The organism is Candidatus Zixiibacteriota bacterium, from assembly GCA_040752595.1.
GTDB lineage: Bacteria > Zixibacteria > MSB-5A5 > WJJR01 > WJJR01 > JACQFV01.
Window position 1 is genome coordinate 24,839 of record JBFMGX010000005.1, and the last position, 13,560, is coordinate 38,398.

General features: G+C 62.6%; 13 protein-coding genes and 1 tRNA gene. 2 read left to right on the plus strand and 12 right to left on the minus strand.

Going from position 1 to position 13,560, the window contains the following annotated elements; translation table 11 throughout:
* Positions 1–107 precede the first annotated feature (107 nt).
* Together AB1792_02450 and AB1792_02455 are read left to right on the plus strand one after the other, a co-directional pair.
* Positions 108–1,478 carry a sigma-54 dependent transcriptional regulator gene (locus tag AB1792_02450; GenBank protein MEW5701079.1) on the plus strand — a complete coding sequence of 457 codons (1,371 nt, stop codon included), beginning with the start codon at positions 108–110 and terminating at the stop codon, positions 1,476–1,478.
* Positions 1,479–1,959: 481 nt separating this feature from the next.
* Positions 1,960–2,133 (plus strand): zinc-ribbon domain containing protein, encoded by a 174-nt coding sequence (locus AB1792_02455; protein MEW5701080.1) that lies wholly within the window; start codon positions 1,960–1,962, stop codon positions 2,131–2,133.
* 123 nt (positions 2,134–2,256) lie between these two features.
* Here AB1792_02455 and AB1792_02460 read toward each other — a convergent pair whose 3' ends face one another.
* The 12 genes from AB1792_02460 to AB1792_02515 all read right to left on the minus strand — a co-directional run bounded on the left by AB1792_02460 (position 2,257) and on the right by AB1792_02515 (position 13,310).
* Positions 2,257–3,042: an A24 family peptidase gene (locus AB1792_02460; GenBank protein ID MEW5701081.1), complete on the minus strand. Its 786-nt coding sequence runs from the start codon at positions 3,040–3,042 to the stop codon at positions 2,257–2,259.
* Positions 3,039–3,839: a class I SAM-dependent methyltransferase gene (locus AB1792_02465; protein ID MEW5701082.1), complete on the minus strand. Its 801-nt coding sequence runs from the start codon at positions 3,837–3,839 to the stop codon at positions 3,039–3,041. Before AB1792_02465 ends, AB1792_02460 begins: the two co-directional genes overlap by 4 nt.
* 65 nt (positions 3,840–3,904) lie before the next feature.
* Positions 3,905–4,711, minus strand: coding sequence for a methyltransferase domain-containing protein (locus AB1792_02470; GenBank protein MEW5701083.1), 807 nt, complete (start codon positions 4,709–4,711; stop codon positions 3,905–3,907).
* Between the two features lie 88 nt (positions 4,712–4,799).
* Positions 4,800–4,874: transfer RNA gene (locus AB1792_02475), tRNA-Asn, on the minus strand.
* A 9-nt stretch (positions 4,875–4,883) separates the two neighbouring features.
* Positions 4,884–6,089 (minus strand): glycosyltransferase, encoded by a 1,206-nt coding sequence (locus AB1792_02480; protein ID MEW5701084.1) that lies wholly within the window; start codon positions 6,087–6,089, stop codon positions 4,884–4,886.
* A 107-nt stretch (positions 6,090–6,196) separates the two neighbouring features.
* The gene (locus AB1792_02485) at positions 6,197–7,372 is read right to left on the minus strand and encodes a glycosyltransferase family 2 protein (GenBank protein MEW5701085.1); all 1,176 of its coding nucleotides are present in this window, start codon (positions 7,370–7,372) and stop codon (positions 6,197–6,199) included.
* Between the two features lie 150 nt (positions 7,373–7,522).
* The gene (locus AB1792_02490) at positions 7,523–7,942 is read right to left on the minus strand and encodes a CoA-binding protein (protein MEW5701086.1); all 420 of its coding nucleotides are present in this window, start codon (positions 7,940–7,942) and stop codon (positions 7,523–7,525) included.
* 9 nt (positions 7,943–7,951) lie between these two features.
* Positions 7,952–9,091, minus strand: a complete 1,140-nt coding sequence (locus AB1792_02495) for a DUF362 domain-containing protein (protein ID MEW5701087.1) — start codon at positions 9,089–9,091, stop codon at positions 7,952–7,954.
* A gap of 136 nt (positions 9,092–9,227) precedes the next feature.
* The gene (locus AB1792_02500) at positions 9,228–10,331 is read right to left on the minus strand and encodes a GGDEF domain-containing protein (protein MEW5701088.1); all 1,104 of its coding nucleotides are present in this window, start codon (positions 10,329–10,331) and stop codon (positions 9,228–9,230) included.
* 58 nt (positions 10,332–10,389) lie between these two features.
* Positions 10,390–11,070 (minus strand): STAS domain-containing protein, encoded by a 681-nt coding sequence (locus AB1792_02505; protein ID MEW5701089.1) that lies wholly within the window; start codon positions 11,068–11,070, stop codon positions 10,390–10,392.
* The gene (locus AB1792_02510; GenBank protein ID MEW5701090.1) at positions 11,067–11,759 is read right to left on the minus strand and encodes a hypothetical protein; all 693 of its coding nucleotides are present in this window, start codon (positions 11,757–11,759) and stop codon (positions 11,067–11,069) included. The genes AB1792_02505 and AB1792_02510 overlap by 4 nt, the downstream gene beginning before the upstream one ends.
* A gap of 54 nt (positions 11,760–11,813) precedes the next feature.
* Positions 11,814–13,310, minus strand: coding sequence for a Do family serine endopeptidase (locus AB1792_02515; protein ID MEW5701091.1), 1,497 nt, complete (start codon positions 13,308–13,310; stop codon positions 11,814–11,816).
* Between the last annotated feature and the right edge of the window lie 250 nt (positions 13,311–13,560).

Consider the following 13,560-nt stretch of genomic DNA (forward strand, 5'->3'; position numbering starts at 1 on the left):
GCCTGACGCTGCCTTAACACGGCGTTTTCTCCGGGGCGGCGCTTATGGATCGGGGCATTTGACCGATAATCCCCCTGTATAGGAACGGACTCTTCGGGGGATTGCCCATGTCGTCCATTCTGGTCGTTGACGATAAAGACTCGGTACGGGGAATGCTGGCCGATGCCCTGGTCGCCAAGGGGCACGATGTCGAGGTCGCGCGCAACGGGCACTCGGCCATCGAGAAGGCCAAGCAAAACCGTTTTGATCTTGTTCTCACCGATCTGAAGCTGCCGGAGATGGACGGGCTTGAGGTCCTCTCGGCGGTCAAGGAAAACGACCCCGAGACAGCGGTCATCGTGATGACGGCGTACGGGACAATCGAGACCGCCGTGGCCGCGATGAAGAAGGGCGCCTATGACTTCCTGACGAAGCCCTTCGACCCCGATCACCTCAATGTCCTCATCGACCGGGCCCTGGAGAACCGCCGCCTACTTGCCGAAAATTCATTGTTGCGCAAAGAGTTGGCCGACAAACTCGGGTACAATCGCATCATCGGCACCTCAGCGGCGATGCTGGATGTGGAAAAGCTGGTCAAGAAGGTCGCCGGGTCGGATACCACGGTCCTGTTCCTGGGCGAGAGCGGCACCGGCAAAGAACTGTTTGCCGCCGGAGTTCACTACCTCTCTTCGCGGCGCGAGAAGCCGTACATCACCATCAACTGCGCTGCCATACCGCGCGAGTTGCTGGAAAACGAACTGTTCGGCTCCGAGCAGGGGGCGTTCACCTCGGCGCACAAGCTCAAGCTGGGGAAGTTCGAGATCGCCGACGGCGGCACGGTTTTCCTCGACGAGATCGGCGACCTCGACATGGCGCTCCAAGCCAAACTGCTCCGCTTTCTGCAGGAAAAGACGTTCGAGCGCTTGGGCGGCACCAAGCAGATCTCGGTGAACGTACGCGCGATCGCGGCCACGAACATCGATCTGAAGGACGCCATCGCCAAGAAGCACTTCCGTGAAGATCTCTACTACCGGTTGTCGGTCTTCCCGATTCAAATCCCGCCGCTGCGTGAGCGTCGCGAGGACGTGGCCAAGTTGGCCGAGTACTTCCTCACGAAGTACTGCCACGAGATGAACAAGCCGGTGAAGAAATTCTCGCAGGAGTCGCTCAAGCTGATGGACCGTTACCACTGGCCGGGGAACGTCCGTGAACTGGAGAACACCATCGAGCGGGCGGTGATACTGTGCGAGGGCCGCTACGTCAATCCCGAACACCTGGCGATCCGCATTCGCTCCGATGAGGAAATCCGCCTGCGGGAAGGGGCCGGGCTTAAGGAAATCGGCCAGCACGCTCAGATGCACGCCGAACGGGCGGCGATCCTGCGGGTGCTGGGAGAAACCCGGGGCAACAAGCGCAAGACCGCCGAGATCCTGAAGATCGATTACACGACGTTGTTCGAGAAACTGAAGCGTTACGACATTGACTACGGGCGCAACTAACCGGGTTCCGTACCGCGCCATCAACATCCGCGAGTAGGCAGGGGCGTCGGCGGGGACGACGCTGCAAGTCATTGCGCCACAACAAGTTCGGCATTACGTCGCGGGCCCATCAGGGCAGGGGCCAAGACAGCGTGTGCGGGAGGCGTCGGGGCTTCCGGTGAGTCAGGTTCGAAGGCACGGGGCAACTGACTTTGCCCTTGACAGAACAATCCGAATATGTGAACTACAGCACGACATCGCGCGTCACAGCGCCGGGGCGGTCCGGCGGGCAGGGACAACCGTCACGCCTCAAGAGTATCGCGCAGTACTTGCTGTTGGTCACAAGTTCGATCCGTCCAGTCCGGCCGGAGCACGTGTGAAGCCCATGGAAGGGCCTACCAATTGACAGATTGCCGTCCCGCATGGGATCGGGTGGCGGCAATGCCATGGCCGTGATGCGGTCGTGGTGGCGGGGGAATTGGGTGGTACGCGGGGGGAGGGTATGCAGGACGATGACCGCAAGCACCGTATCTTGACATGCGTGGATTGTGGCGAGGAGTTCGTCTTTACGGTCTCGGCACAAGAGTACTTTGAGGAACGCGGGTTCCAGCACTCACCAAAGCGTTGCAAGAACTGCCACAGCAAACATAAGCGCGAGCAGAAAGTCGCCCGTTAGGCGCGGCGATCGAACGCTCGGACCGGTTCGAACCCCATCACCCTATGGCCGGGGGCAGATGGCGGTACAGGAATCAGTCTGTCCCCGTGGGACATTCCACCTGACTTGGGCTGCGAGGTCGGTCTACGGCAGGAAGTGCCGCACGTAGTAGGCAATGATCTGTTCGCCGAAGAATGCCACCACGACGGTCGCCAGCGCGAGGAAGGGACCGAAGGGGATCAACCGATCCCGTCGTAGCGCCGGTGAGATCGCCATGGCGACGACCGAGATGGTCAGGCCGATGGCGGCCGAGAGGACGAAGACCACGAGAATCTTGGTCACACCGAGAAAGGCGCCCAGCATCGCGGCCAGTTTGATGTCGCCGCCCCCCATGCTCTCCTTCTTGAAGAGCGCCTGCCCCAAGAATGCCATCGCCGCGAACACAGCCGCCCCGACCAGCGTGCCCAGCAACGATTGCAACCAACCCAGGTGATGGGACACCAAGGCGGTGACGACCCCGATCACAACGCCAGGGTATGTGAGCCGGTTGGGAATGATCCGGTGCTCCAAGTCGATGAAGAAGACGGCGATCAGTGTCGCCGACATGTACCAAAACCCGGCTGTCGCGAAGGACACCCCATAGCGGGCATAAAAGGCGGCAAAGAGCAACGTGCAGGCGATCTCGACGACTGGGTAGGTCCAACTGATACGCGCCCCGCAGAAGGCGCAGCGTCCCCTCAGGAATAACCAGGAGAGCACCGGGATGTTCTGGTACCACCGCAGTTGATGGCGACAACGCGGGCAGCGGGACCGTGGGCGCCAGAGTGTCTCGCCCCGGGGCAGACGGCAGATCACCACGTTGAGGAAGCTCCCGACCGTCAGGCCGAGGGCGATCACAATGATCCAGAGATGCCATTCCAGCGGTATCATGCCGAGGACCTTTCCACCGGTTTCACCAACAGCCAGACATGGATGGGGATCGCCGGGAGAATCGCCTTGAGCAACCACGAAGGCCATCGTTCCACCCACCGCCGGATCCGACCACGACTTGTGTCGGCGAAGCGCTCCGGATTCTTGATGATCGGCAGGGTGTAGTCGATGACGGTGAATCCCCGTACCAGTTTCTTCAGGTTGCGATACGAGAGCAACCGGACGTCGTAGCGCCCGCTTTTCCCCGCCAGTCGCATACACAGATCGGCGGCCCGGTGCGGCATCCACGAGAGAAACGGCAGCTTGTAATGCCCCTCGATCAGGACATGGCGGGTGCCGATGCCGAAGTAGCAGGCGCCACCGGGACATAGGACACGTCGTATCTCATCAACCAGTCGTTGTTGATCATCGACATGCTCATAAACCTGGTTGCAGATCACGGCATCGACCGACTCATCCGCCAGCGGCATGGCACAGGCATCGCCGGCGCACAGACGCAACTTGTCGGGGCCGATACCGGCCTGGCGCGCGAGTTTCTGGCCATGCTCCACACCGACGGCATCGGTGTCGAGCCCGATGACGCGCCCGAAAACGGCGGCGAATTGCCGGGTCATGATCCCGGTCGAGCACCCGATGTCCACGACCGTGATCTGAGAAGTACGCTCACCGAAGAAATCACTCAATACGGCAATGACCTTCGCGGCTTTCTCCCGGCGACCCGATTCCTCAAAAAGGATGGGAAACCGCTCGGAGAATGTCCCCTCGGTTTCATTGAGCCGTGTGATGGCGGTCGTCATGAGAGTGTGTCAGGAGCCCAGGGCTCCTGACCTACGGTCAAGAGAGTCTTCGCGGACAAGGGGCTTTAGCCCCTTGCCCCCGGTTCCAGACGATAAACCACCGACAGCGCGAGCAGACCCGGCCACCAACCGGCGGGCCGATTGGCCCAATGATGAAGGCGACCTCCCCACCAGCGCGGTGGGATGATCGACTGCGTCCGGGCATCGGTCACTCTGAGCCCGCACGCCCCAAACAGCCGCCGATGCTCGGCCGGTGTGTACAGCTTCAGATGTGTACCCGCAATACCGCCGAACTCGACTCGGCCAAGGAGAATCGCCAGCCGTCGGGCCAGATGGAACTCATTCGGGAGACTGACGACCAACTCTCCGTCTGAACTGAGCGCTGAGACCAGCCGCTTCAGCACGTCGACCGGATTCCGCACCTGCTGCAGCACTTCGAGACAGACAATCACCTCATAGGTACCCTCAATGTCGCCTCTCTCCAGATCGACCATTGCGGTCCGGATGGCGGGATGCTGACGCCGGGTCCACTCGAGGGCGACGGGCGACAGGTCGACGGCAGTCACATCGAATCCGCGTTCGGCGAAACGTCCCGCGATGAGCCCACGCCCGCAACCGACATCGAGCAGCCGACCGTTGCGATGCGTCAGCATCGACTCCATGAGCGCCAGCCGCAGTCGGGTGCGTGCGTCGGTGGTCGCCAGATCACGGGCCTCCCAGTAGTGATCAAAGTGGGCGGGCCTGCCCGTCAGTTTCCCCGTGTCCGGGTCAGCTTGGACAAGGGACGAGGGCACCGCGGAACATGCCGTTGCGGACCGCCGGTGTTCCCCCAGTGCAGACGATTTCGAGATCGTGCCCGCTGTGACCGTCATTCCACAGCCACCTCATTTGCTCCCATGAGGATAGTATCGGACGGCTACGACTGGCTCTGTACCAATGTGATCCGCGGGTGCACACGAATGGCTGGGGAGGCAGGAATCGAACCTGCGCTGACCCGGTTAACAGCCGGGTGCCTTGCCGCTTGGCTACTCCCCAGTCCGACTATCAGGAGGATAACGCTCTGGGAACGGGATCGGCAAGGGCCGCCAAGGACTCGTACTGCCCGGCTGGGGCACCCAAGGCCTGGGTGCAAAACACCGCCGCCGCCCGGCGGGGATCGAGTCGCGAGAGCAGATCGGCGCGACCTTCAAGATCGAAGACGGGGGCCGAGGCCATCGCCAGCATGGTCGCCGAAAGACCCGCGGGATCCGATGAGGGCGTGACCAGACCAACACGGTATTGGCGGATGAATTCTCCCAGGTCGCCAATGTCCGTGCCGATCACCGGACGAAAGGTCTGCACGGCCTCGGAGAAGACCAGCGGCAAACTGTCCGACTTCGTGGGTATGACGACAAAATCGGTCTGCTCAAGTTCGATGACAACCCGGCTCCCGGCCACGGCGCCCGTGAAATCAACGGCAGTTCCCAACGCCTGTCGCTCCACCTGCTGTTCCAGTCGTCGCGCATCCGGACCATGGCCGACCAGGCGCAGTCCGGCGCCGGGGAGGGCTCTGTGCACCATGGCAAAGGCGTCGATAAGCTCGAAGATCCCCTTGGCGCGGTGCAATCGCCCCAAGTAGAGATAGCGCGGCGAAGCCGTGGCCAACGGCGGACTGGTAACCGTGACGCCCGCCAATGGCCGAAACGATGGCAGGAATCGACAGTCAATCCCGAGCCAGGCGTGGACACGTCGGCACAGATCTTCACCATCGCCGAACACGCAGGCGGCATCAACCAGAACCCGGGCGATGAAACGGCGAATGATCGGACGTTGGGCCCACGCATAGATGTCGGAACCGAGGCACCAGACCGAGTAGGGAACATTGAACTCCCGCGCCAGTCTACGCGCGAAGTACCCGGAAGGGAGTGCCCAGAGCGCGAGAATGTGATCGTAGTGATCGTCCCGGCAGAGGGCTCTCCCGGTCTCATAGCCATTCCTGAGAAACCGCTGCAAACGGAGCCAACTGACGGGATGGAATAGGCTCCATGAACCGATGGGCACTGTGGAACCGCTGGCGAAACGGTGAATCCACGGCGGCTCGGCGAAAGCCGCGTCCTCGCGATCCATCGTGTTGGCCGGTCGATAGCGCGGTGTCAAGACGTCGACATGGACGCCGCCTTTGCGAAGCGCTGCCACAAAGTGCGGCACAAACGGCGATGCCGAATCGTCGGCACAGGCGGGGTATCGGTTCGTGATCAGGAGAATACGCATTGATGCTCGGTTAGTCGTCAACAGGATGAGCGGGTCTCCCTCACCCGCCCGCCTCCGGCATGCGACCTCTCTCCCTCACTCCGTTCGAGACAAGCCGGAGGGAGAGGCTATTTTGCACTCTGTTTGATCATTCTCGACGATGACCGTTCTCCGCCTCGGACGGGAGGGGCCGTTGCATGCCTATCAGGAGGGCAATTCGCCCGCGTGACAGCATCAGGAACGACGGTGTGCGAATCGCGGCGCAGCACCACCGTCGACATCGCCATCTTCACGGCTTTCTGGGTGCGATACAATTCGCGTCGCACCTGGACGATCTGCGAGCCAAGGAAGCCGAACAGCAGCACCTGCAAACCCGCCACCAGCAGGATGACAGTCAAGGAAATCAGGGGACGATCCGGGTTCAATGTCCCGGTCTGCCATAGATAGATAATCCGCAGCCCCGAGCCCAGCCCCAGCCCGAGGATGAGTGCGCCGATCAGCCCGAACAAGAGGACCGGCTTCTCATAGAACGAGAAGATCAGATGGGAGGCGACGGTCGCCCGAAGGAAGAACTTCGACTTGCCGCGCCGTCGTCCCGTGAGGACCGCAGGCATCTCGGCCGGAACGAAGCCGGCGGCCAGCGCCTTGGAGACGATCTCCAGATGCAGTTCCTTATCGTTGGATTCCAGGTCGAGAACGTCGAGGACTTCGCGACGGTAGGCGCGCAAGATCCCAGTGACCGTTGTGAGTTTCCCCGGCATCGCCAGCCCGAGTATCCGATTGCCCCATCGCGACACCAGGAGCCGACCGCGCGGGACATGGTGAGTGGCGCCGCCATCGACATACGGAGAGCCGACCACAAAATCGACTTCGGGGCGTTCATCGAGGACGGCCAGCAGCCGCTCGATATGATCGGGGTCGTAGCTGAGGTCGGCATCGATCGTGACAATGATCCGCCCGCGCGCGGCAGCGAAACCGCGACGGATCGCATACCCCCGTCCCCGATTGACCGGATACGCTACGACGCGTACACGAGGATCTTCCCCGGCCATCGCCTCCAAGCAAGAACACGTCGTGTCGGTCGACCCGTCATCGACCGCCACGATCTCGAACGAGCGTCCGCCGGGGACTAAAGCCGCAATGATCCGTTCGACGGTGGCCGGGAGGTTCTCCCGTTCGTTGTGCATCGGCACTACGACGGAGACCTCCGGATCCGGTGGACACGCGGCACTTAACCTCTCCCTCCGGGAGAGGTCGATCCGTCCGCAGGACGGATCGGGTGAGGGTCTTCTTCGCTCGCTCATTCCGTCAGGAATCCTCGGTGCATTCCCGGTGGCGTAGACATTCCTGTCTGCCCACGCCCAGCCCAGGCAGGGGCACCTGCGCCACCGTCTCTATTGGGGTATTATCGACGAGCGGGAGAAAGGATTGACCGGGACAACCCACCGGGCCGCCTACGCGGACGGGTACTCGGCCGGTGTCGTGCCGATGTCGAGGATGGAGCAGGCGACGATGGCGTTGATCCCCGACTTGGTCGCCTGTTCCAAGAGCTCGGGAGACTCGCTGCCGGGATTGAAGAAGACCTCGGCGGCGCCCACAGCGGCCAGGTCAGGGAGAATCTTCATTCCCAGTTGCGGGAGCAGGTAGATGGAGACCCGATCGAGCGGCCGCGGTACATCGCGAATCGAAGGATAGGCCTGCAATCCCTCGATCACCGGCTCGCGTGGATTGACCGGATACACGGTCCAGCCCAGACGTTGGTAGGCGCGCACCGCCTTGTTGCCGAATTTGCGCCGGTCGTTCGAGGCGCCGATGATGGCGATTGTGTGTTCCGGCATGGTCTGTCCGAACTCACGGTGCTGCGGGCGGTTCATGAACCGCCCCTACGCGGGGCGTGACTTGTATTCCTCAAACAGTTTCCCCCACTCCGTGCGCCGGAAGGAACGAATGATCTTCCGTCCAACCGTGGGATACCACAACCAATCGTGATAGACATTCGAGGCAAAGGGCGCCCACACGACCAGCGGTGAGTGCAGGGCGATCTTCTCGAGGAAGCGCAATGGCCCCTTGCGGAGCATCTGATCGCCCCAGATCACCAGAGAGCGCTTGGTCTTGAATCCGAGATTGAGGCCGCGGATATCATCGCCGACCAACTCGATCCCGGCGACGTCGGCGCAGCCCAACCCCCGTTCATGGCACATGCGCAGATAGGGAATGGACAGCGGATCGAATCCCATCACGCGCGCGGCCACAGAGTCAATGGCCACGGAGTCGAACGAGGCCAACAGCACGTTGCCGATGCGGGGGATCATGGTGCGGGGGCCGGCCCCATCGCCGCAGACGGTCCCATCCATCACCGCCAGGACGCGGGGGTGCAGCTCGCGCTGCATCAGCATCAGATCGACCATCACCTCGTGAATGTACTTGTGGGCATAATGGCGGACTTCCTTGAGCAGTCCGCCGAACGAATTCTTGATCGCCCCGGTGGTGATCGAGTGCCCGTGCGTCTTGATCGTCGGGAAGTGGATGATCTGCCGCCCGGGATAGATGGCCGGAATCTCGATTCCCTCGGGGAAGATCTCATTGAGCCGCAAAAGCGGCGTCTGGAAACGATAGACGGTCCACTCCACGTCGGGCAGCGGCGTGAACCCGAGCCCGTTTCGTTGGAGGATCGGCATCCAGAGGTTGTTCTTGGCCCCCTTCAGGGGATCGGTGACCACGGTCTTGTTTTCGATCGGCATGAGCCGTTCGCGCGCAAAACCATAGTCGATGAGGGCGCGAACGACTCCCTCCACCTGCCACGGCTGCGAAGAACAGGCGGGGAAGTACTTTGTCCACGACAGATTCAACTTCAGCAGGGTGTCGGAATCACGGCTCAGACCGTCTACCGCACCGACGAGATCGAGCAGTCGGCGGTAATCCTCCAGGACGGTTTCCGGGTGTGTCCGCACCGCGGCCACGACCGATGGTCGTGCCGCCGGGGTCGATTCGGCTGTCCTGGCTAATGGCTGGGTGTGATTCATGTTCGGCTGTTGTTGACGGCTGCGGGGATTGCTCCTTCCGGCTCCGCTCATTGCTTTACGCGATCACTTCGCGCCCGTTTGGCCTCATGAAGCATGGCCGGAAGTCTCCCCCGTTCCTTCTCACACCACGGCCTTCTCAGCGGGGAAAGGAACAATCCAGGGGGAGATCGGGGGGATGGCACCCCTCCGGCAGGGGTTTGCCGGCGAGTTCATCGTGACACACACACTGATTACCGCCCCGACGTTTGGCTTCCAAGAGCGCCATATCGGCGCACCAAAGCAGACGCTCGGCGCGATCCGCATGCCGGGGATACACCGCGCCACCCAGCGACAAGCACATCGGCAGCACCGACGGGTCGCCGGTCCCGGGCAGCGCCAGCGGACTGGCTTCGACCGCTTGACGCAGCCGTTCTCCCAGCATGATGCATTCGGCGGCATCGGTGTCCGGCATCAGGACGGCGAATTCATCGCCGCCCAGACGGCAGAGAATGTCGATCGAACGCACGGCGCGACGCACTGTCCGGCCAATGTGGCGCAATACCATGTCCCCCACCTGGTGCCCGTGGGTATCATTGAAGTGCTTGAAGCGGTCCAAATCGGCGACCACCAGCGCCAGCGGCCGTTCGAACCGCTCGGCCCGCGCCAATTCTTCGACCAATCGCAAGTTGAAGTACCGGCGATTGAATATGTCGGTCACGGAATCGATGTGCGACAACTCCCGCAACCGTTCCAGACGGGCCTGATTCGTCAGTGCCAGTTTCAGCAACCGCCACAGCGGCTCGCCCTCGATCGCGTCGCCCATGAAGCGGTGCTCCCTGGTTCCCGGGGAGCCACTCTCCGCGCTTGCCGGATCCGACGTCAGAGACCAGAAGATCTCGTAGGTGATCCCGGCGTCCGCTGCCATTGTGGCGCCGGCGCCGAATCCCAACTGGAGGAGTACCGGATCAATCCCTGCCGGCGCGGTTGGACGGGTAACCGTCTCCAGGCCGTCTGATTCACCCGTCCACAGGGACCGGCGTCGCCCGGAGTCATACCATCGCTGCACGGGGATTCGGAGCGGATCGTCCGGAGCCATTCCCCAAGTCACCGGCCGCGTTCCCCACCAGGCCAGTACCAGGATGCGGCTGACACCGCACTCGGGACGCAACCGTTGCAGCGCCTCGCGGCAAAGCTGATCGAGGGAATCGGCCGCCAGCCACCGCGCCAGCGTCGCTTCGAGATGAGCCCATTCCGTGGACATCAGATCGGAATACCTCACAGGTCGCGATGCGGACGCCGCGGCGGCAGGGACGCAGAATCTACCCCGTGGCGCTGCCCTCTGTTCTGCGGCGACGATAATACTCCAGCCGTCGCCGACGCCCCAGGAGTCGATGGCGCCAGAGCACGCAGATGATCGCCCAGCGGCGGGCGCGGCTGTGACCGGCCCCGGTCAAGTGCGTCCGCAGCTCACCAACCGTGTAGAACGGGTCCTCCCCGATCAACTGCAGCACGGACGTCTCCAGCGATGCGAGCATGGCGTTCATGGACACGGGCTGTGCGACCGACAATCCACCGGCAGAGGCCGCTGTTCTGGGCACACCGCCGCCATGGCCGTTGCCGCCAAACTGCGCCACGGCGGCATCCAATTGGTCCGAGTGATGGAGGATGCCCTCAAACTCGAGCAGGTCATACACGTCGCGCACGGCCGGCGTCATGCGCGCCAGCTTGATGTCGCCGCCGCTCTCGCGCGCCTGGCGTAAACGCGAGACAAAGACCCCCCACCCCGCCGAGGAAACATAGCGCACTCCCGCCAGATCAACGACCAACCGATACTGCCCCTGACGAACCAGCGTCCCCAGTACGGTGTCGAGTTCGTCGGACGTCAACGTGTCGATCGTCCCATCGACGCGGATGACGTGGACAGCGCCGTCACCGGTGGCCGCCGCCACCGACACGCGGATATCCTGCACCGGAGAATCCGGGGCGGTCCCGATGCTCACTGCGGTCCCCACTTCTGCTGGAGCGAATCCTCAAAAGCGGGAGTCTGGGGCAGTTCGTGGACGAACTTGATCGGTGCCGGCCGAGCAGTGACGGTGATTGTCCGCGAGTCCCAGGTGAAATAGGCGGTGGGTTCGAGCATCTGCCCGTCCGTCAGTTCGGGTGAGCACGGTTTGGCCATGTCGTTCGTGAAGCGTGTCCGCACCGTTCCCTCTCTGTAGAGGCGCTCGCTGGACAGCATGCGCAGCGTCGGCAGTCGGGCGTGACGTACCGGATCAAAGTAGACGACGGAATCGAGCGCCAGTCCCTTGGCCAGGGGCCACTCGGCGATCGGTCGAATGGTCATCTCAAACCAGCAGAGAACCGGGTGGTTCTTGGCCCTGGGTCCCCCGACGAAACTCTGGATCGCCGAACTCCTGAGGCGGAAGAGCAGACCATCCTTCTCGATCTCATCTTCGGCATTAAGGACCCAGTGCATCGTGTCGGGCCAGGAACGGCGGGCGGCCACCCATGGGGATGTGATCGCCTCGCGGCTGGGGGTGGCAGCCGGTTGAGCGGTCGAAGCTTGGGGCGTGGCGGGTTTCTCAGCCGTGCGCGAGGAATCCTGACAACCGACGGTCAGAACCACGAATGCCAGCGTGGCGATGGCTGCCGACACCCGCTGGCGACCGGTCACGCGAAGATCGAACATGGAGTTTCTCGCCAACAATCTCCTCCCCGGGAATGACACGCAAGACAATCTCGCTCACGGAGACAACGAAAGGTAGTACAGTGCACCGGCACGGGACAACAACAAGACAATGGGCTTGTCCGCGTACTTGGCCATCAGCGTCTTGAAGGCCTCCACGCCGTCGACCGGCTCGCGGTTGATCTCGAGAACGGCGTCACCCTCCCTTAACCCCGACCGCGCTGCCGGCGTGTTGGAGAGGATCTCCTTGATAATTACTCCCTGAGTCTCCGCCTTCAGTCCCATACGCTCGGCGGTGTGGCGGTCGAGAGTCTCGACGACGATCCCCTCGATGGGGCTCTTTCCCGATTGCTCGGCAGCCCCCAGGTACGTGTACTTGGTCTCTTCTTCCGCGATTCGGACCTGCGCGGTACGACGATCGCCGCCGCGCAGATATCCGATCTCGACGCTCCCGCCCACCGGCGAGAGGGCAATCGAGCGACGCAAGTCGACCGCATCCGCGACCGGTCGACCCGCGAACGCCACGATGACATCTCCCCGACGCAACCCGGCGTGGTCGGCCGAACCACCGGACGTGACGGTATTGACCAAGGCACCCCGGTTGTCCGCCAGTCGGAATGCCTCAGCCATCGCAGCGTCGATGTCCTGATACGACGCCCCGATCGACCCGCGCGTGATCTTCCCCTTCTCCAGAATGCTCTCCATGACGTAGCGGGCGATGTTGATGGGAACGGCAAAGCCGATCCCCTGATACCCGCCGGATCGGGAGAAGATCGCCGTGTTGATGCCGATGAGCCGACCGGAGACGTCCACCAGCGCGCCCCCGGAGTTCCCGGGATTGATCGCGGCATCTGTCTGGATGAAGTTCTCGTAGTCGACCAACCCCAGTTCGGACCGCCCTGTCGCCGACACGATCCCCATCGTCACCGTCTGACCGATGCCGAAGGGATTACCGAAGGCAAGGACGACGTCGCCGATGCGGGCCGAATCGGAGTTCCCCAGCGGCACGGCAGGCAGACCGGCGGCATTCACGCGGAGAACGGCGACGTCGGTGGCCGGATCGGTTCCCAGAAGCTGCGCCGAGAGACGACGACTGTCGGCGAGAATGACGTCGATTTCCTGCGCCCCTTCGATCACGTGGTTGTTGGTCAATACAATGCCGGAATCCGATACGATCACGCCGGAGCCAAGGGACGTCTCGTGCCGTTGCCGGGGGATGGAATAGTATCGTGGACCGAAGAAATCGAAGAACGGATCCCACGCCGCCACGCGGTCGCGCGTGACGACGACCCGTTCGGAAGAGACGTTGACGACGGCGGGGGTGATTCGGGCGGCGACATCGGCGAATCCCAACGACCGCTCCCCCGCCCAGCGCATGGCGGGAGGAACGGCGATCTCCGGAGGACCCGACAGTGAGTCGTGCAGTGTATCGGTGACGGCCGTAAGCTCCGAACCACCAGTCGCGCCGCGCCACTGCAACCCCAGGGAAATTCCCCCCAAGAAGACAATGAGAACGACGACGACAGCCCAGATCGTCCGACCCTTGGTACTCATCCCCTCTCCTCGCAGAGCGCTCGGGTTTGCTCTGCGTCGGGCATCACACGAGCGGGTCCGAGCGCATCCAACATAGCCCACTCGCGACCACGCGTTTGATTATACGAGGTTCTCAACAAAGCGCAACCTTCGAGCTGGACCGGCCAGCGACACTGAGCCACCCGGCATTGCCCTCTCCCGGCCTTCTCCGCCCATCACCGGACGTCGGCCAATTCGTTGTGCAATAGAATGTTAACGGCTGAGCTGTCGC

Bases quoted from the DNA above. Each gene is read 5' to 3' on its own strand.
- AB1792_02450 (MEW5701079.1), top strand. From the start codon at position 108: ATGTCGTCCATTCTGGTCGTTGACGATAAAGACTCGGTACGGGGAATG.
- AB1792_02455 (MEW5701080.1), top strand. From the start codon at position 1,960: ATGCAGGACGATGACCGCAAGCACCGTATCTTGACATGCGTGGATTGT.
- AB1792_02460 (MEW5701081.1), bottom strand. From the start codon at position 3,042: ATGATACCGCTGGAATGGCATCTCTGGATCATTGTGATCGCCCTCGGC.
- AB1792_02465 (MEW5701082.1), bottom strand. From the start codon at position 3,839: ATGACGACCGCCATCACACGGCTCAATGAAACCGAGGGGACATTCTCC.
- AB1792_02470 (MEW5701083.1), bottom strand. From the start codon at position 4,711: ATGACGGTCACAGCGGGCACGATCTCGAAATCGTCTGCACTGGGGGAA.
- AB1792_02480 (MEW5701084.1), bottom strand. From the start codon at position 6,089: ATGCGTATTCTCCTGATCACGAACCGATACCCCGCCTGTGCCGACGAT.
- AB1792_02485 (MEW5701085.1), bottom strand. From the start codon at position 7,372: ATGAGCGAGCGAAGAAGACCCTCACCCGATCCGTCCTGCGGACGGATC.
- AB1792_02490 (MEW5701086.1), bottom strand. From the start codon at position 7,942: ATGAACCGCCCGCAGCACCGTGAGTTCGGACAGACCATGCCGGAACAC.
- AB1792_02495 (MEW5701087.1), bottom strand. From the start codon at position 9,091: ATGAATCACACCCAGCCATTAGCCAGGACAGCCGAATCGACCCCGGCG.
- AB1792_02500 (MEW5701088.1), bottom strand. From the start codon at position 10,331: ATGTCCACGGAATGGGCTCATCTCGAAGCGACGCTGGCGCGGTGGCTG.
- AB1792_02510 (MEW5701090.1), bottom strand. From the start codon at position 11,759: ATGTTCGATCTTCGCGTGACCGGTCGCCAGCGGGTGTCGGCAGCCATC.
- AB1792_02515 (MEW5701091.1), bottom strand. From the start codon at position 13,310: ATGAGTACCAAGGGTCGGACGATCTGGGCTGTCGTCGTCGTTCTCATT.